Genomic DNA, 26,226 nt, shown 5'->3' with positions numbered 1-26,226 from the left:
TATCATATTCACGCTTCGCGTACATTATATCATAAACTTTTCAAAAATAAATCCATAAAACTTTCTGCGGTACTTTTCATATTCCTCTCTGCTCCGGAACGTCCATCCATAGACCGGGATTCCCGAAATCTTCCGGCACAGCTTTAGGGACGGCTCCTCCCAGTAAATATATTTGTATGCAATAAAATCCGGTTTTGTGGCAAAGTTCGTCAAAAGATTCTGTTCCGCCCAGTAGGCAAGCTGGTTCCCCTTATGGTGATCCTTTCTGAAATTCATGGACAGCTGCCCGCGTATGACTTCCGGACGGTTTAGCCTGAACCAGAACAGTGCAAACGGATGAAAAGATTCCATACAGTAGAGTCCCCGGTATTGATCCAGCACTTCCGCCGCCAGCCGGCAGAGTTTCCGGTCACAGTGCTCCATTTTCAGTTCCACCAGAAGCGGCACCTTTCCGTCTACCAAAGCCAGCACATCCGCAAACCGGGGAATCCGTTCTTTTGTCTCCATCAGAGAATATCTCTTAAGCTCCCGGTAGGTCAGATCACGAATCGTTTTGTTGACACCGCAGGTTCTCTTCAGATCGTAATCATGATGGACGACCATCACATCATCTTTTGTAAGCTGTACATCCAGTTCAATCCCATATCCGTAGGTAACCGCATTCCTGAAAGCCTCCATAGAGTTTTCCGGTATCCCGTGAAAGCCGTGGAGCCCCCGGTGAGCAAAACATTTCGTTTCCAGCACCGGATGTTTTCTTGGCTTCCCGGGATAGATCATATACAGGTAAAGAAAGATACAAAACGGAATCACAAGTATGATCATAACTCTCCTCTTTTCTTCCTGACAGCCTGCTCCAATACTTCCCTTTTATTTTTGGCCGGATCTTCTAAAACAAGTTCTAAAAGTCCTGCCAGCATTTCTCCTATTTCTCTGCCGGGTTTCATCCCCAGACTGATCAGGTCCTTTCCGTCAAGAGCCAGATCTTTCACCTGAAGACAGTCCTCTTCCTCTTTGATTTCCTCAAACAGCAGTCTCGTACGGTCAAGGATCTGCTGCTTTTCCTCCTGCATAAAAGTGCTCTGGGCTGAAATATCTGCCTGCTGGACTTTTAAAAGTTTCTCAAACAGCGGCACCGAAATTCTGCTGGCCCAGCGTCTCACAGTCTTTTTGCTGACCTCATCCAAAGAACCGAACCGTACGTCATGCCAATATACAAGTCTGGTCACCTGCTTTATGGTTTGGTTGTCAAATTTCAGTCTTTTCAAAATCTTCCTGGACACCTCTTCTCCGATAGTGTTATGTCCCTGAAAACTGTCTTTTATTTTCCCTTCGACTCTGGCTTCAGGCTTTCCCACATCGTGGAGCAGCATCGTCCACCGCAGTATATGGTCCGGCTCAGTATTTTTTAAAGCCTCCACCGTATGAACTCCTACGTTATAGCAGTGATGAGGGTTATTCTGAGGTGTCTCCATCATCCGGTCGAATTCCGGGAGCACCACTTTTGTAACGCCCAGATCATATGCGTCAAGGATCGTTTCCGGGTGATCGGACAGGAGAAGTTTTGTGAGCTCCGTCTGAATCCTCTCTGCGCTGATATCCTTTAAGAACTTTGCCTGTTTTTGTATGGCCTGCTTTGTCTCTTCTTCTATCACGAAGCCAAGCTGTGCCTGAAAGCGCAGCGCTCTCAAAATTCTGAGCGCATCCTCGTCAAAACGCCTGCGGGCATCCCCCACGCAGCGGATCGTCTTCTTTTTAAGGTCCTCCACTCCTCCGTAATAATCGGTCAGTCCATCCCTGTCGTTGTATGCCATGGCATTGATGGTGAAATCTCTTCTCAGCAGATCTTCTTTCAGGGATTTGGTAAAACAGACCTCCTCCGGCCTTCTGTGGTCTCTGTATTCTCCATCCACCCGGTAGGTCGTCACTTCAAATGGTTCTTTTCCCATCATCACTGTCACCGTACCGTGAGCGATTCCCGTATCAATTGTATATGAAAAAATCTCCTTTACTTGGTAAGGAGATGCGGATGTGGTAATGTCCCAGTCCGTAGGGCATTTCCCCAAAATGCAGTCCCGGACCGGGCCGCCTACGACATATGCTTCGTAGCCGGCCTGTTCCAGCTGATTTATGATCTGTTTTGCTTTTTCAGGTATCTCAATCTTAAACATAAACTTCCTTTAATATGCTTTTCCGAAAAGAACCATCTTTTTGGCCGGCTTTCCGCAGTGAACGCACACATCCCCGAGATGTTCCTGTTCAAAAGGCATGCATCTGGTGGTAGCCCCTGTCTCGTCCTTGATGGCTTCTTCACACTCGGTTTCCCCGCACCACATAGCTTTTACGAAGCCCTGCTGCTTTTCGATGATCTCCGTAAACTCATCCCAGTTTCCTGCCTCGTGAGTATTCTCCTCTAAATGCTTTTTCGCCCGTTCCAGCATGTCTTTCTGCATCTGGTCAAGCACTTCGGAAAGCTTTGATTCGATCTCGTCAAGAGAAACAAAAATCTTTTCTCTCGTATCGCGGCGCACAATCACTGCCTGGTTCTTTTCGATATCTTTCGGTCCGATCTCGATCCTGGTTGGGATTCCCTGAACTTCCTGTTCACTGAACTTCCATCCCGGACTCTTGTCGGAATCGTCTACTTTTACTTTATAATTTTTAGAAAGGCACTCTCTGATCTCTTCTGCTTTTTCGAGAACTCCTTCTTTTTTCTGCATGATCGGCACGATCATCGTCTGTACCGGTGCGATTTTCGGAGGCAGCACGAGCCCTGAATCGTCGCCGTGGACCATAATGATCGCCCCGATAATACGTGTGGACATGCCCCATGATGTCTGATGGACATACTGCAGTTTGTTGTTCTTATCGGTATACTGGATATCAAACGCTTTAGCAAATCCATCTCCGAAGTTATGGCTTGTCCCTGACTGAAGAGCCTTTCCGTCATGCATCAGCGCTTCGATCGTATAAGTGGCATTGGCCCCTGCAAACTTTTCTTTCTCCGTCTTCTGTCCTTTGACAACCGGAATTGCCAGGTACTGCTCGCAGAAGTCCGCATACATATTTAACATCTGAACCGTGCGCTCCTCAGCCTCGTCGGCTGTCGCATGGGCCGTATGGCCTTCCTGCCAGTAAAACTCAGAGGTGCGCAGGAACGGTCTCGTGCTCTTTTCCCAGCGGACTACGGACACCCACTGATTATATAACTTCGGAAGATCCCTGTAAGACTGGATGATATTAGAGTAAAAATCACAGAACAGAGTTTCAGAAGTCGGCCTTACACAGAGACGCTCCTCGAGCTTCTTATTCCCTCCGTGAGTCACCCACGCAACTTCCGGCGCAAAGCCTTCCACGTGGTCTTTCTCTCTCTCCAAAAGGCTTTCCGGAATAAACATCGGCATTGCCACATTTTCCACACCTGTCTCTTTAAATTTAGCATCCATTACTTTCTGAATATTTTCCCAAATGGCATATCCGTTGGGGCGAAGGATCATGCATCCTTTTACACTGGAATATTCAATTAATTCTGCCTTTTTAACAACGTCGGTATACCACTGTGCAAAGTCTTCATCCATTGCAGTGATGGCTTCTACCAGCTTCTTTTCTTTTGCCATGTGATTGATCTCCTTCTTATCTCTTAATTTATTTAAAATATCTTTTTATTTCTCATGTACTGCCTTGTCTGATGTCATCTTCCGTCTTACTGCGTATTCTTATCTTTTCCTGCTGCTTTAATTCCATATAAAATGTGGCCAGAGAAACCTGAACCCATGGAGCGACCACCAGAATGCCCACTCCCAGGAACAGCAGACCGATGAACAGCCGCGGGAGAAAAAACAGCCAAAACGCGATTAATCTCAAGTAATTACCATGCATCATGCTGATTCCCCGCCGCACTGCCGGGCCGCATTTCTGCTCTTCCCCGTCCAGAAGTAAATATAATGCGGGAAAATAACGCAGCTCTACGACGATGACAGCCAGTATGAGTTCAATTAATGACCAATATGAAGGCTTCAGATATTGTGTTATGTTTAAAATATCGGCAGTACAAGAAAACAAAAGTAAATACACATTCATCATTAAAACTTTTCTCAGAAGCAGCCATAAAATTCCTTTTGACTTACTCTGAAATACATAAAAGATATATTCTACGTTCGCTTCCACACCCATAGCTGTCATCATACAAGCAAAAATATTTCCTGTCCAAAAAATAAACATCAGCAGCTGTTTTGAAATTTGTATCAGCAATGCAGGCGCCAGAAAAGGGAACAACATCACTAAGCCTATTTTCCATGTTTGAAGACCCATGACGATCATTATAATAATGACTTCAATTATAACCAAAGTGCAGAGGCTGTCTTTGGCCCTTGTCTTCGCTAATTCCCAAATATCCCTGAATTTCATTCTCTTTTATGCCGCCGTCCCTGTCTTTGCCTTTTCTTGTTCCTTCAAGTCTTTATAAAATACAGCCATAGAAATCTGCAGCCATGCAGCGACCACAAACAAGCCAATTCCAAGGGTCAGGACACCGAGCAGCATCCACGGAATAAAAGAAAGATATAAGAAAATCAGCCTCTTATAATTCCCTTTCATCAAATCAGTGCCCCGCCATACTGCTTTCTTTGCTTCTTTTTCTTCCCCATCTATCAGCAAATATATTGCAGGAAAATAACGAAGTTCCACTATGACCACAGCTAATACGCTGGAGGTAAGAATGAAAGGACTGCTGTCAACGTAAAGTATTGCGCCTAATAATCCACCAAAGAAACTAAATATTGCCGCGTACACCTGAATCATAATACATTTTCTTAAAATCACCCATAAAATCGATTTCTTCTTTTTTAAAAACACATAAAATACATCTTCTACTCTTGGTTTCAGGCCAACAGAACACATGAAATATGCAAAAGTAATTCCTGCAAAAAATGCATAGACTAAAAACATCTCTGCAATCTGTATCACAAAGTTCAATATCATAGAACCAATCAGTCTCTGGAACATGTTTCCCCATACTGTGATCCCAATGGTGATAAGTACAATAATGATCTGAATCAGCACTAGCACCTTTAAATTTTCTTTTAGTTTTTCTTTAGCAAATTCTCTTATATCCTTTGCCCTCATTCTCTCTCTCATATTCTCTCTCCTTATTTGCTACCACTCGTAGCGGTGCAGCTGCCCTTCTCTCTGGAAATGGTCAAATCCCTGCTGTCTCAGCACCTCATAGGCCACAATCGCCACAGAGTTGGACAAGTTCAGGGAACGGATCTCAGGAAGCATCGGAATCCTGACTGCCGTTTCCTTGTAGTCAAGCAGAATTTCCTCCGGAATCCCGGCACTCTCCTTGCCAAACATCAGATAGACGTCTTCATCCGCGCCCCCATAAGTGACATCTGCATAGGTCTGCCTGGATTTCGTAGTTGCCATGTAAATCTTAGGATGATGATTTTTCTCAAGAAAATCCTCAAAATTCACATAAGTCCTCACATCCAGGTGTTCCCAGTAGTCCAGTCCTGCTCTTTTGATCATCTTCTCATTCAGTTTAAATCCCAGCGGTTCGATCAGATGCAGGACCGCACCGCAGGCAACGCATGTCCTTCCGATATTTCCGGTATTGGCCGGCATCTCCGGCTCATGCAGAACAATATGCAGCATGATTATCTCCTTAGTTTCTCAATAAATGTGCCAAGCCTGCTGAGGGCTTCTTTCAGTTCGTCGATGGAATACGCATAGGACACTCTCAAATATCCCTCTCCGCAGGCGCCGAAAGCTGTTCCCGGGACGATCGCAACCTTCTGTTCTTTCAAAAGTTCTTCCGCAAACTTCTCTGAGCTCATGCCAAATTCCTTAATACACGGAAATGCATAAAAAGCTCCCTCCGGCTCAAAACACTCAAGCCCCAATTCCCGGAACCGGTGAAGCAGATACCGCCTCCTCTGGTTATAGGAATTTTTCATCTCCTCCACTTCGTCATCGCAGGCGCGGAGTGCCTCCACCGCCGCGTACTGGCTCGTGGTCGGCGCAGCCATGATGCCGTACTGGTGAATCTTCACCATCTGCTCCATAATAATTTTCGGAGCAGCGGCATAGCCAAGCCTCCAGCCTGTCATGGCAAATGCCTTGGAAAAACCGTTGATAACGATAGTCCTTTCCTTCATGTCCGGAAGCGCACCGATGCTGACATGTTTGTGTCCGTATGTAAGCTCGGAATAGATCTCATCAGAGATTACAAGCAGATCATGCTCTTTCGCAAAATCAGCGATAGGCTCCAAATCTTTTTTCGTCATAATAGCGCCTGTCGGATTGTTCGGAAACGACATGATAATGGCTTTCGTCTTATCTGTCACCGCCTCCTCAAGCTGTTTTCTCGTCAGCTTGAACTTGTCTTCCTCTTTCAGCTCCACAGTGACCGGGACTCCGTCGGCCATAATAACACACGGCACATAGCAGACAAATGACGGCTGAGGCACAATGACCTCATCTCCCGGATTTATAATAGCCCTGAGAGCCACATCGATCCCCTCACTGCCGCCCACTGAAACAAGCACTTCGTCATTGTGGTAGCGCATGTGGTATTTTCTTTTTAAATATCTGCAAATCTCATCCCTGAGCTCAACGAGTCCGGCATTGGATGTATAAAACGTTTTTCCCTGCTCAAGAGAGTAGATACCTTCCTCTCTGATTCTCCACGGTGTGTCGAAATCCGGTTCCCCCACGCCGAGGGAAATTGCTTCCGGCATTTCACTCACAATATCGAAAAACTTCCGTATACCGGACGGTTCCAGCATCACGGCTTTTTTAGACAGCATATCTTTCATTATGGAGTCACCGCCTGTCTTTTATCTGTTTTTTTTGCCTCCAGCACTGTTCCGTGATCTTTGTATTTCTTAAGCACAAAGTGAGTTGCTGTACTCAGCACTGCTTCCAGAGGAGCGAGCTTTGATGAAGTAAACATGGAAATCTCCTTCATTGTCTTTCCTTCCAGCATGACCATGAAATCATAAGCCCCGGACATGAGGTACAATGCTTTTACTTCCGGGAAATTGTAGATGCGTTCTGCGATCTTATCAAAGCCTTCTCCCCTCTGGGGTGTCACTTTCACCTCGATCATGGCAGTCAGCTGTTCCCTGCTTGTGTGGTCCCAGTTGATCAGTGTATGGTACCCGCAGATAATGTGTTCTTTCTCCATCTCGGCAATTTCATTGGCGATGTCTACTTCCGTAGAATCAAGAAGAACCGCCAGCTCTTTTAAGTCCAGACGGCTGTTCTTTTCTAATAATTTTAATATTGATTCTCTCAGCTCTTGGTTCATGATCTCTCTCCAATCTTATACAATTCGTCTTGTTTCGGAGCTTCCAGGCTTGCCGCCTTTCCCTGTCTGTAAATGATCTTATCGTTGGAACCTGTGGTACGGCCGATCACCGAGGCCTTGATCCCTTCCTGTTCCAGTTCCCTCACAAGGGCATTCCCGTGATCCGTAACGATCAGCATGGAGCCGCTGGAGATCAGCTGGTACGGATTCAGATCAAAAAACTCACACAGCTCAATCGTATGCTGCTTCACCGGAATATCCTCGACAGCAACTTCCAGTCCCACACCTGAGGCCTGAGCCACTTCCCAGAGAGCACCGTAGATCCCGCCCTCTGTAATATCGTGCATGGAGGATGCATACTTTCGCGCAATCTTCCCCTCAGGGACAACCGAAACCTGTTCAAGACAGGCCTTCGCCTCGTCAAGAAACTCTTCCGGAAAACGTTCTTTTAACAGTTGTTCCTGTTCCCTGGCGATAATACCGGTTCCTTCCAGGCCGATGTATTTGGTCACCACGATATCCTGTCCCGGCTTGGCGCCTCTGGTAGAAACAAGTTCTTCCTCTTTGACTTTACCGATCCCGGTAACAGAAATAAGGGGCTTTCTGACCACATCAGTCACCTCTGTGTGACCACCGATCACCGCAATGCCAAGCTTTACGCACTCTTCCTGCACCTCTGCCGACAGCTGCCTGAGTTCTTTTTCCTTCGTCTCCGGAGGAAGCAGGACTGTGAGCATAAGACCCAACGGTTCGGCTCCCGAGGAGATCAGGTCATTGGCGGTGATATGCACTGCCAGCCTGCCAGCTTCTTTGGCCGCCCCGGTGATCGGATCAGTGGAAAGCACAAATACTTCCCCCTCATCAAGCTTCAGAGCCGCACAGTCTTCTCCGATACCGGGACCGATCAGGACTTCGTCCCGCCTGGTGCCCAGCTGTTCTAATATAACTTTTTTTAAAGTGGCTTCCGGAATTTTTCCTATCTTCATGATATTCCCCTGATCAATTCTCTTTGGATGTTTGAGCTGCCTGAGTACTCTTCTTCTCTGTGGATTTCTTCGCAGGAGTCTTTTTCTTCTCTGTGGATTTCTCCGTTGATTTTTCAGTCGGCTTGCTGTCTTTCTTTTTCTTATCTGTGTCTTTTTTCTTCTTGTCTTTGTCCTTATCTTTCTTCTTGGTTCCTACTCGCACCGTGTTCGGAGTCGCCATATAGCTGGACGTATTGAACAGAATCTTCTGTGTCTTCTTACCCTTTTCCTTAACGATCTTCCAAAGCTTCGCAGTGTAGCCGGTATGCCCGACCTGTTCTACAACCCGTTTCCCTTCTTCCAGTGTCGGGTCCTTGATCGCTTTCTCTCCGGAACTGTTTCTCACTGAAGTCGTCTCAGAGACAAACTCCACGTGCCGGTTCGGATTGGTTTTCTGTCCGTAGACGCTGAACGTGATATTAGAACCGTCGGCAATTCCTTCTATATATATAGGGAAGTCATACTGGTTCTCAAACTTCAGATCCTTATAAGTTCCGGCGATGGCTGCATCGGCAGATCTTGGCACATAGGATACGGTCATAGAATGAGGGTGGCGTTCTTTGATCTTTAACTCCGCCCGGATCACCGCATTGTAAAGTGTCGTAGAGACCTGGCAGATTCCTCCTCCGTAAGTCTGCACTGTCTGGCCGTTCTCATAAGAGCCTGCCAGGTAATAGCCATTCTCGCTCGTAAACGGAGAAACCGCTTTGTACACGGAAAAAGTTTCTCCCGGATATACAACTGTTCCGTTGATCATCTTTGCGCCGTTGGCAACATTTCCTTTTCTCCCCGGTGCGGAAGATCCGTAATAGGTTGTCTTTGTCCCCAGCTTATCTTTGACTTTTGCCATGTCTTCGCTGGTATACTCCGCCTTTTTCCTTGTAACTTTCAGAGGTACTTTGAAACTTTCCGCCTCAACCTGCTTTTTGTACGCCTTAAACGTACTCTTTTTGTCCAGCGCATACCCTGTCTTTTCTTTTATGATGATAAACTTTCCGTTCTTTCTCTTTAAAGATGCATTTTTGGGCTCTGAGACAATCTTTTTCGCCGCAGAGTCCAGTTCCCTGTCAAATATCTTCTGGTCATAGCTGCGCTCAATCTTTACGATTATCTTGTCTTTCTTGACCTGGGAATAGCGGTTTATAATGCTTCCCGAACGTCCCACGTCATAGGCATCCTTTACTGTTTTCTCCACATCCCACGCAACACCTGTCTTTGAAAGTTTCGTCACCGCTTTCTTGCCGTCCACATAGAATGTAATATCCTTTGCCTGTTCTTTCTCTATATAATCTTCAATTTCTTTTTTCGCTTCTTCTTTCGTCATTCCTCCAAGGGATTTCCCTTCAAATATAACCCCTTGGACTATTTTATGATCTTTGGTAGCCCCTTTTACCGTCTGACTGATATATACAAATATACCAATGCAGATGACGGCTAAAATCCCGGCAGCAATGCCGGCTTTCATTCTTTTTGACATACCTATCCTTCCTAAAATGTTCACGTCTGCAAAATTGTTGTCCTTAATTACACCATTAAATAACCGGCGACTGTCGTGCCGACCATTACGATCACCAAAAGGATCGCTATGATCCCGGCGATCATTCTTTTCTTTTTCATCGCATCACCCCATATTTTGAAATAATCTCGTCTATTGTCCTGGAAGCTTCACTCATTGTCAGTCCGTCTATGCTGTCGTTATCCTCTATTTTATGATATTTCCTCAGTTCGTTCAAGTACCGTTTTTGCTTTGCCGTGATCATCTGGAGTTTTTTGGGACGGTACTGAAGCGGTTCCGGAACAAAGACCTTCTGGTCCTCTCCGAATTCTCTCTTCATGGACTCAAATACAACCGCGGTTGCCAGTGCATCGTCATAGGCCCTGTGAGCCGCCTGATTGACATAGTGATAATGCTCACAGAGACTCGAAAGCTTTTTGCTCTCCAGCCCGCGAAGCAGCAGCCGGGCGGCCCTGAGGGTATCAACACCTTCTTTTTCAAAAGCATAACGAAATCTCTTTGCCGCAGTTTTCATGAACCGGTAGTCAAACATCAGATTATGTCCCAGCACCGGATAACCCTCGCTGAATGCGAGGAAACCCTCCACGCCTTCGCGCATGGGGATTCCGCCGTCCAGCATCTTCCTCGTGATCCCTGTCAGCCGGATGATAAAATCTGACACTTCCCGCTCCGGATAGATAATACAGTTGTATTTTCCGGCAATCTTGCCGTTTTTGACCTTCACCGCCCCGATCTCGATCACCTGGTCTTCCTCCACGGAAAGTCCTGTGGTTTCCAGGTCAAAGGCAACGTACTCTCTCATAGGCTATACCTCACATGAAGGGCAGACGCTCTGAAGGGTACATTCCCCGCATTTCGGCCGTCTGGCGATACAGACGTTCCTTCCGTGGGTAATGATCTGAATATTGTAGAGAATCCACTGCTCTTTCGGCAGCACCTTCATCAAATCGTGCTCTATTTTCACCGGATCGTCGTTCTTTGTCAAATATAATTTTTTGGAGATCCTTTTTACATGGGTATCCACCACGATGCTCGGCTCATGGAAGATATTTCCCCGAATTACATTGGCAGTCTTTCTTCCCACTCCGTCCAGAGCGGTCAGCTCCTCAATGCTCTCCGGCACTTCCCCTCCGTGCCGCTCAATGATCTGGCCCGCGGCTCCGATGATGTTTTTCGCTTTATTCTTATAAAATCCTGTGGAATAAATATCTCTCTCAAGTTCCCTGATATCTGCCCGGGCAAATGCCTCTAAACTCGTATATTTTTTAAACAGCTTTTCTGTCACAATATTGACTCTGGCATCCGTACACTGTGCGCTTAGCATCGTCGCAATCAGCAGCTGCCATGCATTTTCATGGTTTAAATAACATTTGTATTCTGTCGTATAAGTCTCGTTCAGAATATCACAGATCTTTCTCACTCGTTCCTTTGTTACTCTTTTGGATACTTTCGCCATAGGTTTCTGCTCCTTATGAGTTTCCTCCGATAGTTTCTTCTGACCGGTAGCGGTCATGCAGTGTGAGGATCGTTTTCCTCAGTTCACTGTTCAGCTGCTCTTTTGTGACTCTCCACTCCCAGTTGTCCCCCACCGTGGAAGGCGTATTGATCCTGGCCCGGCTTCCGAGCCCCAGATAATCCTGAAGCGGAATGATCACTGTATTTCCTCTGCTCTCAAGGGCCAGAGAAATCAGATCCAGGTTCACCTCTCCGGTGCGCACAATCGTGCTGTGGTCTAAATAGTGATGCAGGAAATTTTTATCTGCCTCCGGCATGTCACCATACCATCCGAGGACCGTATCATTATCATGGGTTCCCGTGTAAACCACACAATTTTCTTCATATTTGTGCGGCAGATACGCACTGTCATCCCATGCCCCAAAGGCAAATTCCAGTATTTTCATTCCCGGATAACCGATCTCCTTTTGCAGCTCTCTCACAGAATCTGTGAGAAAACCGAGATCCTCCGCGATGATCTTCACATCCCCGACTCTCTCTTTTAATGCCGTGAAAAATTCCAGCCCCGGCCCTTTTTCCCATCTGCCTCCTGCTGCTGTCTCGGCATCTGCCGGAATGACAAAGTATTCATCAAAGCCCCGGAAGTGATCCAGCCTCAGCACGTCATATAAGAGGAAGTTGTGGCTTAACCGCTTCATCCACCAGTCATATCCTGTACTCCTGTGATACTCCCAGTCATAGACAGGATTTGACCAGAGCTGGCCGTTCTCCGCAAAAGCATCCGGAGGGCATCCTCCCTGAACTCTCGGCTCTCCCTGTTCGTCAAGCTGAAACATTTCCGGATGTGCCAGAAAATCGGCGCCTTCCTTTGCCACATAGAATGGCAGGTCTCCAATGATACTGATGCCGTTTGCATTGGCATACTGTTTCAGCTTCAGCCACTGGCTCAAAAACTTGTACTGAACAAAGCAAAAATACTCTCTCCCTTTTCCCGGCTGTTTTAAATCCATATATCTGCAGAAGTCATCCAGCCACTCTTTGTGGACATGTTTGAAATCTTCGTAGTCTTTTCCTCCGCGGAAGCGGCTGTATGCGATCCAGAGCAGGATCTCCCTGGACATAAAGACTCTGTCATAGTCTACTTTGTCCTCGCCGTCCGCAAACTCCCAGCCGTCACATTCCTCAGGAGTCAGAAGGCCTTCTGCCTGGAGCTGCTCTAAGTCAATATATAAGACGCTTCCCGCAAAGCTTGAATAGGATAAATATGGAGAGTTCCCCTCCCCGATCGTACCCAAAGGCAGGATCTGCCAGTAAGACTGGCCTGTTGATTTCAGAAAGTCTACAAACTGGTAGGCTTCTTTAGAAAAGCACCCGATGCCGTATGAAGACGGCAGGCTGAAGATAGGCAGCAAAATACCACAAGATTTCATTCAATACTCCTTATAACTACTGATGAGGGTCTCATCATCTGATTAACAGTTTTCGTATCCCTCATTATAACATGATTTCCTGTGGTTGTTTGCTTAAAATAACGTACATCGTACTATTTTTGATGATTTTTTATAATACTGCGGATCGTTTTATACAAAAACGGCTTTAACTGCTCCAGTGTGACGGGCTGTCCGAACAGAATTGCATTGTAACAGCTTCCGGAAATCAATTCCACGATCAGGTAGATCATTGTCTCCGGCTCCTCAAATTCCCTTCCGGATTCCTTCATCAGATTCATATAAGCTTCATATATATTTTCATAGTCTCCGTCCATCGGTTCATTGATCGCATTTTTAAAGATGCCCCATCCCAGATGTTTGGAGATCAGTTTCAGGAGTGTGGGATTCCGGTACAGCTGATCAATAATATTGTCTGCCAAAAACACGATTTTGTCTTCAAACAGCCGGATATCAGCTCGTTCCAGATCCCTGTAAGCCTTTTTAAAAATCAGTCCGGCCCGGTGTGCGATCAGCTTATAACGGATATCTGTCTTATCCTTAAAATAAAGATAAAATGTCCCCTTGGCAACCCCTGCCTGGCTTACAATATCCGAGATTGATGTCTTCTGATAGCCATTTTGTGTAAAGAGGTGATATGCCGTGTCAAGCAGCGCTGTTTTCTTTCTCTTTTTATTTTCTTCTACTTTACTCATTGGCCTGTATCCCCCTTTTGCTTTTGCCTATGTTATAACATCATTATACTTAAAAATGACCATAAGTCAATATTTTTCAAAAAACCAAAGAATCTTTCGGATAATTATTGACTTTTAGTCATTTCTATAGTATACCATTAATAAGAAAAATGACTTTTGGTCATTCATTTAGGAGGACTGATTATGATTAAATTTGGAAAATGGATTGCAAAGCATCGGAAATTGATCGTTCTGCTTTCCGTTCTGCTGTTGATCCCATCACTGATCGGCATTTCCAAAACCAGGATCAACTATGACATCCTGAGCTATCTCCCCAATTCACTGGAGACAGTCAAGGGTCAGGACATTATGGTAGATGAATTTGGAACCGGGGCTTTCTCCATGGTCGTCGTAGAAGACGCCAAGGTAAAAGACGTCCAGAAGATCAAACACAAAATTGAAAAAGTAGACCATGTAAAAAAGGTTCTCTGGTACGACGACCTGGCAGATACCACGTTTCCAAAGGAAATGCTGCCGAAAAAGATCCGGAATGTTTTCTTTAACAAGAATGCGACAATGATGATTGCCCTGTTTGACAACACCACATCATCCGACGAAACGATGGAGGCAGTCAGTCAGATGCGCCACGTCGTCGGCAAACAGTGTTTTATCAGCGGCATGTCCGGCATCGTTACGGATATTAAAAACCTGGCACTGGAAGAAATGCCAATCTATGTGGTCATCGCTGCGGTGATGTCTCTGCTCGTATTGTGCCTCACAATGGAATCCCTGCTGACGCCGGTCCTGTTTCTGGCAAGCATCGGCATCGCGATCCTGTATAACCTTGGAAGCAATATTTTTCTCGGAGAAATCTCTTACATAACGAAGGCACTGACGGCGATTCTTCAGCTGGGTGTGACGATGGATTATTCCATCTTCCTGCTCCACAGCTATGAAGATAACAAGGTACGGTTTGACAACGACAAACAAAGAGCCATGGCTCATGCAATTTCCAACACCTTTAAGTCTGTTGCCGGAAGTTCCGTTACGACGATTGCAGGTTTCGCAGCCCTTTGTTTTATGACCTTTGCCCTCGGCATGAACATCGGTGTGGTCATGGCCAAAGGCGTGGTCATCGGTGTGATCTGCTGCGTAACGCTTCTGCCGTCCCTGATCCTGATCTTTGACAAATGGATCGACAAGACGACACACAAATCCATCATCCCGGATCTGTCCAACGCTTCCCACTTTATCACGAAGCATTACAAGGCAGCGATTTTGATCTTTCTGATCCTTTTGTTTCCTGCCGTTTACGGAAACAACAACACACAGATCTACTATAACATTGATAAATCACTGCCCCAGTCTCTTCCGAGCAATGTTGCAAATAAGAAGCTGAGCGACGATTTTCATATGAGCAATATCCATATGGTCATGCTGAAATCCGGCATGTCCGCAAAGGAAAAGTCTCAGATGCAGAAAAAGATCGAACAGGTAGACGGTGTCAAATGGGTTCTCGGCATGGATTCTGTAGTAGGTTCCGCCGTTCCGACCGATATGATTCCGGGCACGATCAGCGAAAACCTCATCAGTCCCCATTATGAGATGGAGTTTATCTGTTCCGACTACAAAACCGCAACCGATCAGGTCAACCGGCAGATCGCGAAGATCAATACCATCGTAAAAAGTTACAGCAAAGAATCCATGGTAATCGGGGAAGCCCCCCTTACAAAGGATCTTGCAGACGTAACCAATGTGGATCTCCGCAATGTCAACATCGCTTCGATCGCAGCCATTTTTATCATTATTATGATCGTATTTAAATCGGCATCCCTTCCGGTTATTTTGGTAGCCGTCATTGAATTTGCCATCTGCGTCAATATGGCTATCCCATATTATACCGGGGAGGAACTGCCTTTCGTGGCAAGCATTGTCATAGGCACCATTCAGCTGGGCGCAACCGTAGATTATGCGATCCTGATGACCAGCCGCTATCAGAAAGAACGTATCCGCGGAAATACAAAACGGAAATCCATCCGCATCGCCCACGAGACATCCATGCTTTCTATTATTACAAGCGGACTCAGCTTTTTTGCCGCAACGTTCGGAGTAGCGCTTTACTCCAAGATCGATATGATCAGTTCGATCTGTACTCTGCTCGCCAGAGGAGCCGTCATCAGTACGGTCAGCGTTGTGTGCATCCTTCCGGCGATGTTTATGATATTTGATAAATTAATTTGCAAAACAACCTTTGGCATGGGCCATATTCAGGAAATAAAGGAGGACTAAACATGAGGAAAAAGACATTGAGCAGGGCTTTGGCCATGGCAGCTTCACTGGTTCTGTGCGCTTCAATGGCCGCAGCTCCGGTATATGCAGCCGATTCCCAGGAAAAAGAGGAAACTGTCTATGTAAAAGCAGACGCTGAAGGCAATACACAGACAGTCATTGTCAGCGACTGGCTGAAAAACAAAAAGAAATCGGCTGAAATCAAAGATGCTACTGATTTAAATGACATCGAAAATGTGAAAGGTGACGAGACTTTTCAGAAAGGCGGCAAACACAGCATCACCTGGGATGCCAACGGCAATGACATCTATTATCAGGGAAAAACCGACAAAGAACTTCCGGTCTCCATGCAGGTAACTTATTATCTGGACGGCAAAGAAATCAGCCCGAAGGATTTGGTGGGAAAGAGCGGAAAAGTCCGGGTACGCTATGAGTTTACAAACCATGATGTACACAACGGGATCTATACGCCGTTTACCATGATCACCGCTGTGGTACTGCCCACAGAACATTTCTCAAACGTGAAAATGGAAAACGCCAAGGATATTTCCGACGGCAGCAAACACATTCTCATGGGTGTGGCCTTCCCCGGACTGTCAGACAGCCTGAAGCTGAAAGACAGTGCCATCGGCCAAAAATTTGATATTCCGGATTCCTTTGAATTTACTGCGGATGTGAAGAATTTCCAGATGACAGTAACCGCAACTGTGGCATCTGCCGACACTCTCTCAGAGTTCGGCCTGGATAAAGCGGATTCGATCGATGAACTGAATGATTCTCTGACTACTCTCTCCAATGCATCAGAGAAACTGGTAAATGGTTCCGGGGAACTGCTCTCAGGAGTCAAGGAGTTAAGAGATGCTTCCAAAACTCTGAAAAACGGCACCGCAGTCCTCAACAAAAAGACCAAAGAACTGTCCAAAGGCTTAAATACTCTGGACGATAAAAAGGATGATCTTATTTCCGGAGCCAAAAAACTCAGCAAAGGCACCAAGGATCTAAAGGCAGGGACCAGCGAACTGGAGAAGAAAACAAAGTCTCTTCCATCTATGATGAAGGAGCTTGCCTCCGGTCTGGAAAGTATGAAGTCTCTGACCGGCAGCCTTCCGAGCCAGCAAAAACTTCAGGAGCTTGCTTCCGGCCTGAACTCCATTACTTCCTCTTTTGAGACCATCAAAAGCGCCAACACTCAGTACAGCCAGGCACTTCAGGGACAGATCGACAGCCTTACCGCTATGCTCGGCAGAGGAACGGTTACGGATGCCTCTGACATTGGTGATATTAAAACTGCAATCGGAACCATGCAGGCCATTCAGGGCAAGATGAAAGACGAAAATGACACTATCGACCAGCAGAGCAAGGCTTTATCCTCTTCCTTAGCTCCCGCAAAGGCATTGATCCAGAAACTGAGCGATCCGTCCACTCAAGCATCCTTTAAAAAATTAAACAGCCTGGACACCAGAGAACTGACCACTGCTGCATCCAGTCTCCGTTCGGCGGCAGTGAAACTGAATAAAGGCGCCGGAGATCTGTCATCCGGGCAGAGCAGTCTGGTATCCGGAACCAACCAGCTGGGACAGGGAATCCACACCGCAGCATCCGGGGGCAAAAAATTGAGTTCCGCGACCGGCACGCTGGCATCCGGCGGCAGCAAACTTTCCTCCGGTACAGATGCACTGTACACAGGGGCTGACACCCTCAATACGGGCCTGATTCAGTTTAACCAGGACGGCATAAAACGTCTGGTAAACATCATGGACCATGATGTCCAAAACACTCTGGATCGGATCAATGACACGGTAAAACAGGGCGATAAGTATCAGACCTTTACAAAAAAAGCAAAAGGAACAAAAGGCAGTGTCAAATTCATGATCGAGACAGAAGAAATCGAGTAATAATTGCCTCAAAAAGAGCCATGGAATGGTTTTAAATACCGATTCCATGGCTCTTTTTATGCTTCCGCCTTTTGTAATTCCAGTTCTTTCTCTCTTTCCTTCAATTCCTTTGCTATCTTTATAAACAGCAGGAAGGAAACACCCAGCGACGCCAAATCCGCCACAGGCTGGGCAAATACGATTCCCTCAAGTCCAAATAAATAATTTGTGATCAGCAGAACCGGGAAGAATACAAGCCCCTGCCGGCTCAGTGACAGGATAAGGGACGGAATTGCTTTTCCCATCGCCTGGAACCCAAACATAAAGACGAACATGATGCCGATAACCGGGCCGGAGATCATTAAGACTCTCAGCATTCTCACACCGTGGGCTACCACCGATCCGTCGTTGATAAATGCCTGGATGATCGGCTCTGTAAACAGCAGATAAAGCAGTGACAGCACTGTTCCCATGATCACATTGCATGCCATGGAAAACTTCATCGTCTTCTTCATCTTCTCCAGATTTCCTGACCCGTAACAGTATCCGATCAGAGGAGCGACACCTGAGCCCAGTCCGATCTGCACGAGAATGACAAGCATATTTGCCTTCATAGCTACACCCATGGCCGCCACCGGAATGTCACCGTAAGATGCGAGAAAATTATTCAGAATAATATTTGCTGTGCTCATCAGAATATTATTGATCGACGCGGGTATCCCAATGGCAAATACCCCCGAAAGGATTCTTTCTTTTGCCGTAAAGTGCTTCGGCGAAATTGAAAGTCCTGTCTTCATCTTTGCAAAGAAAAACAGATAAAACACAACCGTACAAATATTTCCGATGATAGTTGCGATGGCCGCACCCGCGACTCCCATGTTCATGCCCAGAATCATCACCGGGTCCAGCACGATATTGACGATGGTCCCGATCATCATTCCGATCATGGAAATCTTGGCGGCTCCCTCTCCTCTGACTACATTGTTAAAGGCCATGGAGATTACGACAAAGACAGATCCCAGACCGATATAGGTCAGATAGCTCCGCGCGTATTCTTCTGTGTTGGGACTGCATCCGATCAGTTTCAGAATAACCGGCATTCCTCCCAGAAAGACGATCATCATGATGACGCCTGCTATGATACTGCCATAAAAGCAAAAACTGCTGATCTTCTTTACCTTTTCTGTCTCTCCCTCTCCAAGCATCCTGGAGATATAGGAACATCCGCCGATGCCAAAAATATTTCCTACCGCCATGAGCAGCATAAATACCGGCGTCGTCAGAGACACTGCCGCAACCTGGTTTGGGTCTCCGGTCTGTCCGACAAAAAAAGTGTCGGCCATATTATAAAAAATAGTTACAAGCATACTCAGCACTGTGGGCAGGGCCAGCGTGGCCACCGCTTTAGGCACCGGATATGATTCAAATACCTTATTATCCATTCGTTTCTTCCTCCTTTTATCGTAAATGCAGCCAGCTACATAATGGACTCTAATAAAATTTCACGTCTGTAATAAAAATGAAAGCGCCGCAGGGCACTTTCATCTGCTGTTTTCTATCTTATTCCAGGCTTTCGAGTACTTTTCCGAGCAATTCACAGAGTCTTTGTGACTCTTCTTCCGACAATGCTTTTCTGATGCGCATTTCTTCTTCTCTCAGGTGGACTTCCATTTCACTTTTTAAATCCAGCCCTTTCTGTGTGAGAATCACATTGCGGCATCTCTTATTCTCTTCATCCACAACACAGTATAAAAATCCTTTCGTCTCCAGACGCCTTAAAATACCGATGACCGTGGAATGTTTCACTCTCATGAATTCTCCGATATCTTTCTGGGTTATCTTCCGGTTCTGATGTTCTGCCAGATATAAAAGCAGTTCCATCTGGGAATAAGTCACATTCAGGCAGCGCAGTTTCTGATTCATATGCTGAGTAAACTTATCGTGGATATGTTTAAATCTGGCTCCGATTTCCCGTTCCTGGTTCATAATCCGCCTCCATATGTAGTGCACTACATATTCTACAAGACTGGACCAAAAATTTCAACCATTAATTTATTTCCGGCTCTCTGCCTTTACCGCATCTGCAACCGCACTGCAAACCCGCTTATCGAACACTCCGGGGATAATATAATCCTCGTTTAATTCTTCCTCAGCTATGATTCCCGCGATTGCCCGGGCCGCCGCCATCTTCATCTCTTCTGTAATCTGAGAAGCTCTGGCATCCAAAGCCCCGCGGAAAATTCCAGGGAACACCAGCACGTTATTGATCTGATTCGGAAAATCCGAACGGCCGGTAGCTACCACCTTCGCCCCGCCTTTTTTCGCCTCATCCGGCATAATCTCAGGCACTGGATTTGCCATGGCAAATACTACCGGGTCCTTTGCCATAGACGCGACCATCTCTGATGTGACAATATTCGGTGCAGAAACGCCGATAAACACGTCTTTTCCCTTCATAATCTCAGAGAGATCTCCTGTCTGTCTGTCTTTATTTGTTTTTTCCGCCATTTCTTTCTGTGCATCATTCATCCATGCTTCCCCCGGACACAGGGCGCCTTTCTGGTCAACGAGCACCGCGTCTTTTACCCCGAACTGAAGCAGAAGCTTACAGATAGAAATACCGGCAGAACCCGCTCCGTTGATCACTATCTTTGCATCTTCCAGCTTCTTTCCCGCAAATTTCAGCGCATTGATCAGCCCTGCTGCCACGACAATGGCTGTCCCGTGCTGATCGTCATGAAACACCGGTATATCCAGCTCTTCTTTCAGCCTGCGTTCTATTTCAAAACATCTCGGCGCAGAGATATCTTCCAGATTGATCCCTCCGAATGTAGGCGCCAGATTTTTTACTGTCTTTATGATCTCTTCCGCATCTTTCGTGTCCAGACAGATCGGAAACGCATCGATATCGGCAAACTCTTTAAATAAAATCGCTTTTCCTTCCATGACCGGCATGGCCGCCTCCGGTCCGATATCACCAAGGCCGAGTACTGCTGTCCCGTCGGAAACCACAGCTACCAGATTTCCTTTTGCAGTGTAGCGGTACACATCCTCTTTGCAGTCCCTGATCTTTCGGCACGGTTCTGCCACTCCGGGTGTATAAGCTGTACTCAGGTCTTCTCTCGTCTCAACCGTCACCTTTGACCTTACCGCCACTTTTCCTCTGTTTTCTTCGTGCATCTTCAGCGCCAATTCATTGTAATCCATGACCTTCTCCTTTATGAATCTCTTTCATCTACGGTTTTCTTTTATTATATTACAGTGTGATATAAAATAAAATAATGTCTTCATATCTGCCGTCTGCCAAGCGGTAGCCCCCGGGCACTGTCCCGAGCCGCTGAAATCCAAGCCGGTCATAAAGTCTCAGCGCACCCTGATTAGACGCTACCACCGCATTAAACTGCAGAATTTTATATCCCAGCTCTCTCGCCCTTTCCATACAGTCCAAAACCAGCTGTTCTCCAATATGCCGTCCTCTTGCATCTTTGCTGACCGCATAGGAGGCATTGGATAAATGTCCGCACCTGCCCACATTATTCGGATGCAGTATATAAAGTCCAAGAATCTTTCCATCCGATTCAGCCACCCCAGTATAAGACTGGCCTGCAAAAAATTCTTCTGCTTCCTTTAAAGAAAAAGTATCTTCCTGCGGAAACGCATTGGCCTCCTCCACTACCTGATTCCATATCGCTGTCATCTCTTCTAAATCTTCTTTTTTAAACTGTCTCACCGTAAGTTCCATGTACAATCCACTCCTTTTTCTCACTCTTTTGATCCCGCAGCTTTTGCATACCGGTCAAAGCTGCCGCGGAAGAAAGAAAAAAGCCATCTTAGAGATATCTCTAAAACGGCTTGCTAAGCGGGTGATGGGAATCGAACCCACGTGATCAGCTTGGAAGGCTGGAGTTCTACCATTGAACTACACCCGCATATATGACAGAGTCTTTTCAATTCTCTGTAATGCCCAGAGCCGGAATCGAACCAGCGACACGAGGATTTTCAGTCCTCTGCTCTACCGACTGAGCTATCTGGGCATGTCTCATTTCTGCGACTTCTATACTTTACCATATCATAAAGCCCAAATCAAGAACTTTTTTAGATTTTTTGTCACCCTGCGGAATTATCCTGTCTCTCTTCAACCGCAATGATATTTTTCTCAACAGACAAAACACCTTCCGTCTGGAGTTTTCTCAGCTCCACCATCATACCGCTCCTGTCCACACACAGATAATCGGCCAGATCTTTTTTAGAAAAAGGAAGCTTAATCCGGGATGTTTTCTGCTTCTCCTGTTCCTGGTTTATATATGCGAGAATCTTTTCCCTTGTAGTCCTTTTTTCAAGACACTCCAGCTTTTGATTTAAACGTACATTCTTTTCAGCCAAAAGCACAACCATATTTTCAATCAGCCTCTGGTGAAACGCACAGCTGGCGTCGCAGGTCGTCAGTACCTTATGGTAATTCAAGAACAGCACCGTACAATCTCTGGCACATTCAACCGATACAGGCAGCTCCGCATCCGGAAGACAGCCATAGGTCTCTCCGAACACATCACCCGGCCCAATATGGGCAAGAATCGCTCTCCTCCCCTCAAAATCATCTCTGACGATCAGGACTTCTCCTTCCACGATGATCCCCACTTCATCCATCCTGTCTCCATTCAGACAGATAGTATCCCTGGAAGCATACGTTTCTTTTCTGGCTGACAGACAGCCCAGCATGCCCTCTAAGTCCTCCTCTTTTATTCCTCGGAACAGGGGACAATGAGATAATATTTGCTCCATTTTACAACTCTCCTCTAAATATGTTGATTTTTCAACAGACAACTCGTGCTCATTATAGTATGATGAGATTACAAACTCAAGGAGGAAATTAAAAATGATACGACAAATAATTAAAATAGATGAGGAAAAATGTAATGGATGCGGTCTCTGCGCTTCTGCCTGCCACGAAGGTGCCATTCAGATGATCGGCGGAAAAGCAAAACTGATCCGGGATGATTACTGCGACGGACTCGGAAACTGCCTTCCAATGTGTCCGACCGGCGCCATCTCCTTTGAAGACAGGGAGGCCCCGGACTACAACAAAGCGGCAGTTCTTGAAAACCAGAGAAAGAATAATATGAGTGCGCTGCGCCAATGGCCGGTACAGATCCAGCTGGTGCCTGTGAACGCCCCGTACTTTGACAACGCCCACCTTTTGGTTGCCGCCGACTGTACCGCATTCGCACACGGAAACTTTCACGAACAGTTTATGAAACAGAAAGTCACCTTAGTCGGCTGTCCAAAACTGGACCCCGTGGACTACTCAGAAAAGCTGACAGAGATCATCCGCCAAAACAATTTAAAGAGCATCACCGTCACCCGGATGGAAGTCCCCTGCTGCGGAGGGCTGGAAAATGCGGTGCGCACTGCCCTTGAACAGAGCAAAAAATCCATTCCGCTCAATGTTATCACCATTTCTACCGAAGGGATCATCCTGGATTAAGAACTTTGATTTAAAATATCCACTGCCTTTCCGGCCAGCTCTCTGGTAAGCCCGCCTTCCATGAAGCTTGTGCGGACCCAGTGTTCTCCCAGGCTGTACTCTTCCCAATCATAATCCGTATCATCAAGAATCACGAAAGACCGGATGCGTTTCCCGCGCATCCAGTCTTTTACTTCCAGCGAACGGTTTCCTTTATGGAGATGTTTCGTTTTTGATATAATCTTCAGGCCATAGGAAGCCATGGCCTGATCCAATGCTCTCCCTACCCTGATCATCGGCCCTTTTTCATGCCACGCATGGCGCCAGCTTGACGACAGTACAATCTGTGCCCCCGTTCTCTCCACAATATATCTCAGCTGTTCTAAATTATCTTCATCCACATCAATGCCCATGAACGGCTCCATGTCTCTTTCTTCCAGTTTATCAAACAGTTCCATAGAGTTCAGCACACCGTCGATATCTAAAAAAATGATCTTTTGAGGCTTTACCCGGAACCGCCATTTATCAAAGGCTCTCATATGCTCCATCCCTTTCTCTTTATATAACTGGTACCTTTTCTATTATATCAAGACGCAGCATTACTTTCATTCGTTTTCCGGGAAATTCCGGGATAAGTCCTGTTTTATTTTATCTTCACTCTTTTTATCCCGCTGTAACTTCCAAAATATTTCTTTCCATTTATCGTCTTATATGCCCGTACCTTTATGCAGTAATATTTTTTTCGTTTCAGTCTTCTCATCCAACGCACTGTTCCGGCGGTAGATACCGACTTTGATTTAGAAAAGTTTTTTCCTGCTGACCAGCAGATTTGATAACCGCTTGGCTTGCCGGGACTTTTCCTGATATAAACTTTTGCCTTCTTTTTCCCGGCTTTTATTTTCCTGATCCGTGCTTTCTTTGGAACAATTACAAAATACCTATTGATCTTTCCTGTATAACCCCCTTTTCCTATGACTTCCATCCTGGCTTTTCCGCAGTTTTTATTTGCAGTATACTTCACCGTATAATCTTTGTTTAACTTTAAAACCCGATTGCCGCTTTTTACTCTGACTGTCCTGAAGATTGATTTCCCGGTATATACACTGTTTTTAGGCTGAGAGACAAAGCTGATTTTTTCGTATTTTTTATTGTTGTCTTTTCTCCGTATAATCTGGTAATAAGAAAAATTCTGACCATAGTAATCATTGATCCCGGTCAGACATACACAGCCAAAGCCGATGCCATTGTTCCCCATGTACTCTATACAGTAGTCTCTTCCCTCTTCCAGATGTCTTCCATTCAGGCTCACCGATGGTTTCGGCGTGACTGGTTTTCCCTCATAATAGTAATACCTTTGCGGATAGACAACTTTTGCTCCGGAAACATCATTCCCCTTGATCCGTATATCAAAAGATGTCTTTATACTTCCCTGAAAGCAGCCGATACCTTCTATCAGCACTTCTGCCCTGCCGGGATTTTTATTATTTTTATACTCCACTGTATAATCATTTCCACGCTTCAGCACCTGGCCGTTATGATTTCTCACAACCGGTTCCGGACGTATTTCTGCCCCTGTATAAAACTGCTTTGGGATATCATCTGAATTCCCCAGAGGGCCATACACAGTCACGCGGCACTCTTTCCTCACGTTCCCTGCCTTTACTGTAACGAAAGCAGTCCCCGGTGAAACTGCAGTAATCCTCCCCAGATCGCTTACCGTTAAAATTCTATGGTCACTTCCCGAAACTATGATCTTATCCGTGGATGAAAGAGGAAACAGCGAAATTTCCAGCAAACGGCTTACCTGTCTTCCATCCTTCCCCATGTCCAGAGAAACCGACTCACTATCCAATATGATATCTTCAGCCGGCTGCTGCTCCATACCTGAAACTTGGATCACTGACTCCTTATCCTGCTGATCAATATACCGGTTTTTCTGATTTCCTAAGTCAAACTGATTTTTCAGTTCCTGGTTTTTTAAATAGATTACACTTCCGGAAGCTAAGTCGGTAAAAGCTGCCTTCTTTATCTCCGGCAGCCTGTCCCCGCATAAATAAATTTGGATTGGCTTTTCAGCTTTCCCGTCGTTTCCATAATTAAATGCAGAACTGCTGATCTTCTGTACACTCGGCGGCAGGAACACCTGATCCAGACGGCACATATGAAATGCGCTGTCTTCAATGCAGTTAGTACCGGGAGAAACAGCATAGCTTAATTCTTCTTTTGCCGATGGATAACAGACCAATGTCTTATCATCACCGGAACGGCCGTACAGCACACCGTCTTCTGACCATAGCTTCGGATTTCCTTCCTCCACGGAAATATCTTTCAGTGAACGGTTTTCATAAAACTGCCCTCCATTTAGAACCGTTTCTCTTCCAAGTTTTATTTCTTTTAAGTTATGGCAGAATTCAAACGTTCCTCTCCCAGCCTTTTTTACATGGGAAAGATCTAATCGCTGAATGTGGGAACCGGCAAATGTCCACGGCTCTAACTCTGTTAAAGAAACAGGAATTAAAACATCCTGTAAATTTTGATTGGACGCAAAGGCTTCTTTCTTTATTGTCCGGACGCCATTCGGAATGCGGTAAGATATCCTGTCATCTCCGCTTGGAAAGGCAATCAGGTCAGTACCATTCTTGCTGAACAGAACATTATCTTCCACTTTATAATATTTGTTTTTATCGGACAGCTGGATGGAGTTTAAATTGGTCATAGTAAAAGAAAAGCCGGGGTTGATGTACTCCAAAGTATCTGGGAGAATGAGTTCCTCCAGATTTGGATATTCATAGCCGGGTACTCCGTCAGGATTTATAATCACTTCTTTTACACCACTTAGAATTACTATCTTCTTAGTTATCGCATCCGAATGATCATAATGAAACTTTGTAACATTGTACTTTTTCCCTTGGTATTCCACCGACGAAACCACTTCCATTGTATCCGGCTCCTGATGGTCATACTTATAGACCAAAACTTCATTTTTTGAAATAACTTCATATGAAAAACTGCCAGCTTTAAAAGTCTGCCCAATAAAACTTTCCCCATGAATTGTCGTTCCGCTTCTAATGCTAAAATTCACGATTACAAATAAACAAGATACTAATATAATTTTAACCTCTTTTTTCATAACATCTCCACATGATTAATATAATGATGGTTTTTAGTATCT

24 protein-coding genes and 2 tRNA genes are annotated in these 26,226 nt (G+C 45.7%); 3 read left to right on the top strand and 23 right to left on the bottom strand.

Annotated elements, in window-relative coordinates; translation table 11 throughout:
* Positions 1-24: 24 nt before the first annotated feature.
* The 14 genes from ANCC_RS03005 to ANCC_RS02940 all read right to left on the bottom strand — a co-directional run bounded on the left by ANCC_RS03005 (position 25) and on the right by ANCC_RS02940 (position 13,448).
* Positions 25-822: a glycerophosphodiester phosphodiesterase family protein gene (locus ANCC_RS03005; protein WP_006567485.1), complete on the bottom strand. Its 798-nt coding sequence runs from the start codon at positions 820-822 to the stop codon at positions 25-27.
* Positions 819-2,168 (bottom strand): CCA tRNA nucleotidyltransferase, encoded by a 1,350-nt coding sequence (locus tag ANCC_RS03000; protein WP_006567486.1) that lies wholly within the window; start codon positions 2,166-2,168, stop codon positions 819-821. The genes ANCC_RS03005 and ANCC_RS03000 overlap by 4 nt, the downstream gene beginning before the upstream one ends.
* 9 nt (positions 2,169-2,177) lie before the next feature.
* Positions 2,178-3,614, bottom strand: coding sequence for a proline--tRNA ligase (gene proS, locus ANCC_RS02995; protein WP_006567487.1), 1,437 nt, complete (start codon positions 3,612-3,614; stop codon positions 2,178-2,180).
* Between the two features lie 52 nt (positions 3,615-3,666).
* Positions 3,667-4,404 carry a DUF975 family protein gene (locus ANCC_RS02990; protein WP_006567488.1) on the bottom strand — a complete coding sequence of 246 codons (738 nt, stop codon included), beginning with the start codon at positions 4,402-4,404 and terminating at the stop codon, positions 3,667-3,669.
* A gap of 6 nt (positions 4,405-4,410) precedes the next feature.
* Entirely contained in the window at positions 4,411-5,133 is a 723-nt protein-coding gene (locus ANCC_RS02985; protein ID WP_006567489.1) for a DUF975 family protein, read from the bottom strand.
* Positions 5,134-5,151: 18 nt separating this feature from the next.
* A complete protein-coding gene (locus ANCC_RS02980) occupies positions 5,152-5,652 on the bottom strand; it encodes a tRNA (cytidine(34)-2'-O)-methyltransferase (protein ID WP_006567490.1) in 501 nt (166 codons plus the stop codon).
* Positions 5,653-5,654: 2 nt separating this feature from the next.
* Positions 5,655-6,815 carry an aminotransferase class I/II-fold pyridoxal phosphate-dependent enzyme gene (locus tag ANCC_RS02975; RefSeq protein ID WP_006567491.1) on the bottom strand — a complete coding sequence of 387 codons (1,161 nt, stop codon included), beginning with the start codon at positions 6,813-6,815 and terminating at the stop codon, positions 5,655-5,657.
* Positions 6,815-7,297, bottom strand: a complete 483-nt coding sequence (locus ANCC_RS02970; RefSeq protein WP_039946744.1) for an Lrp/AsnC family transcriptional regulator — start codon at positions 7,295-7,297, stop codon at positions 6,815-6,817. The genes ANCC_RS02975 and ANCC_RS02970 overlap by 1 nt, the downstream gene beginning before the upstream one ends.
* 8 nt (positions 7,298-7,305) lie before the next feature.
* Positions 7,306-8,295, bottom strand: a complete 990-nt coding sequence (locus ANCC_RS02965; RefSeq protein ID WP_156340654.1) for an AIR synthase family protein — start codon at positions 8,293-8,295, stop codon at positions 7,306-7,308.
* Between the two features lie 13 nt (positions 8,296-8,308).
* Positions 8,309-9,811, bottom strand: a complete 1,503-nt coding sequence (locus tag ANCC_RS02960; RefSeq protein ID WP_156340653.1) for a VanW family protein — start codon at positions 9,809-9,811, stop codon at positions 8,309-8,311.
* A 136-nt stretch (positions 9,812-9,947) separates the two neighbouring features.
* Positions 9,948-10,652: a 3'-5' exonuclease gene (locus ANCC_RS02955; RefSeq protein WP_006567495.1), complete on the bottom strand. Its 705-nt coding sequence runs from the start codon at positions 10,650-10,652 to the stop codon at positions 9,948-9,950.
* A 3-nt stretch (positions 10,653-10,655) separates the two neighbouring features.
* Positions 10,656-11,306 (bottom strand): endonuclease III, encoded by a 651-nt coding sequence (gene nth, locus ANCC_RS02950; RefSeq protein ID WP_039946717.1) that lies wholly within the window; start codon positions 11,304-11,306, stop codon positions 10,656-10,658.
* 13 nt (positions 11,307-11,319) lie between these two features.
* Entirely contained in the window at positions 11,320-12,735 is a 1,416-nt protein-coding gene (gene malQ / locus ANCC_RS02945; RefSeq protein ID WP_006567497.1) for a 4-alpha-glucanotransferase, read from the bottom strand.
* A gap of 113 nt (positions 12,736-12,848) precedes the next feature.
* Positions 12,849-13,448, bottom strand: coding sequence for a TetR/AcrR family transcriptional regulator (locus tag ANCC_RS02940; protein WP_006567498.1), 600 nt, complete (start codon positions 13,446-13,448; stop codon positions 12,849-12,851).
* A gap of 183 nt (positions 13,449-13,631) precedes the next feature.
* Between ANCC_RS02940 and ANCC_RS02935 the strand changes: the two genes are divergently transcribed.
* Both ANCC_RS02935 and ANCC_RS02930 read left to right on the top strand, forming a co-directional pair.
* Positions 13,632-15,716 (top strand): efflux RND transporter permease subunit, encoded by a 2,085-nt coding sequence (locus tag ANCC_RS02935; RefSeq protein WP_006567499.1) that lies wholly within the window; start codon positions 13,632-13,634, stop codon positions 15,714-15,716.
* A gap of 2 nt (positions 15,717-15,718) precedes the next feature.
* The gene (locus tag ANCC_RS02930; RefSeq protein WP_006567500.1) at positions 15,719-17,611 is read left to right on the top strand and encodes a coiled-coil domain-containing protein; all 1,893 of its coding nucleotides are present in this window, start codon (positions 15,719-15,721) and stop codon (positions 17,609-17,611) included.
* Positions 17,612-17,667: 56 nt separating this feature from the next.
* On the opposite strand, the gene ANCC_RS02925 is transcribed toward ANCC_RS02930, so the two are convergent.
* The 7 genes from ANCC_RS02925 to ANCC_RS02895 form a co-directional block, all read right to left on the bottom strand.
* Positions 17,668-19,032, bottom strand: a complete 1,365-nt coding sequence (locus ANCC_RS02925) for an MATE family efflux transporter (RefSeq protein WP_006567501.1) — start codon at positions 19,030-19,032, stop codon at positions 17,668-17,670.
* A 118-nt stretch (positions 19,033-19,150) separates the two neighbouring features.
* Positions 19,151-19,576 carry a MarR family winged helix-turn-helix transcriptional regulator gene (locus ANCC_RS02920; protein WP_006567502.1) on the bottom strand — a complete coding sequence of 142 codons (426 nt, stop codon included), beginning with the start codon at positions 19,574-19,576 and terminating at the stop codon, positions 19,151-19,153.
* A gap of 66 nt (positions 19,577-19,642) precedes the next feature.
* Positions 19,643-20,797: an NAD(P)-dependent malic enzyme gene (locus ANCC_RS02915; RefSeq protein WP_006567503.1), complete on the bottom strand. Its 1,155-nt coding sequence runs from the start codon at positions 20,795-20,797 to the stop codon at positions 19,643-19,645.
* Between the two features lie 49 nt (positions 20,798-20,846).
* Positions 20,847-21,332: a GNAT family N-acetyltransferase gene (locus tag ANCC_RS02910; RefSeq protein ID WP_006567504.1), complete on the bottom strand. Its 486-nt coding sequence runs from the start codon at positions 21,330-21,332 to the stop codon at positions 20,847-20,849.
* A gap of 116 nt (positions 21,333-21,448) precedes the next feature.
* Positions 21,449-21,519, bottom strand: a tRNA-Gly gene (locus ANCC_RS02905).
* Positions 21,520-21,551: 32 nt separating this feature from the next.
* A tRNA-Phe gene (locus ANCC_RS02900) sits at positions 21,552-21,624 on the bottom strand.
* Between the two features lie 73 nt (positions 21,625-21,697).
* Positions 21,698-22,372, bottom strand: coding sequence for a Crp/Fnr family transcriptional regulator (locus ANCC_RS02895; protein WP_006567506.1), 675 nt, complete (start codon positions 22,370-22,372; stop codon positions 21,698-21,700).
* Between the two features lie 94 nt (positions 22,373-22,466).
* On the opposite strand from ANCC_RS02895, the gene ANCC_RS02890 reads away from it, so the two are divergent.
* On the top strand, positions 22,467-23,075 hold the full coding sequence (locus ANCC_RS02890) for an ATP-binding protein (RefSeq protein WP_006567507.1): 609 nt from the start codon (positions 22,467-22,469) through the stop codon (positions 23,073-23,075).
* Here ANCC_RS02890 and ANCC_RS02885 read toward each other — a convergent pair.
* The gene (locus ANCC_RS02885; RefSeq protein WP_006567508.1) at positions 23,072-23,602 is read right to left on the bottom strand and encodes an HAD domain-containing protein; all 531 of its coding nucleotides are present in this window, start codon (positions 23,600-23,602) and stop codon (positions 23,072-23,074) included. The genes ANCC_RS02890 and ANCC_RS02885 overlap by 4 nt on opposite strands.
* Before the next feature lie 95 nt (positions 23,603-23,697).
* The gene (locus ANCC_RS02880) at positions 23,698-26,184 is read right to left on the bottom strand and encodes a leucine-rich repeat protein (RefSeq protein WP_006567509.1); all 2,487 of its coding nucleotides are present in this window, start codon (positions 26,182-26,184) and stop codon (positions 23,698-23,700) included.
* Positions 26,185-26,226: the final 42 nt, after the last annotated feature.

The sequence above is a fragment of the Anaerostipes caccae L1-92 genome (assembly GCF_014467075.1).
Lineage (GTDB): Bacteria > Bacillota > Clostridia > Lachnospirales > Lachnospiraceae > Anaerostipes > Anaerostipes caccae.
This window is presented reverse-complemented; position numbering and strand designations above follow the sequence as displayed.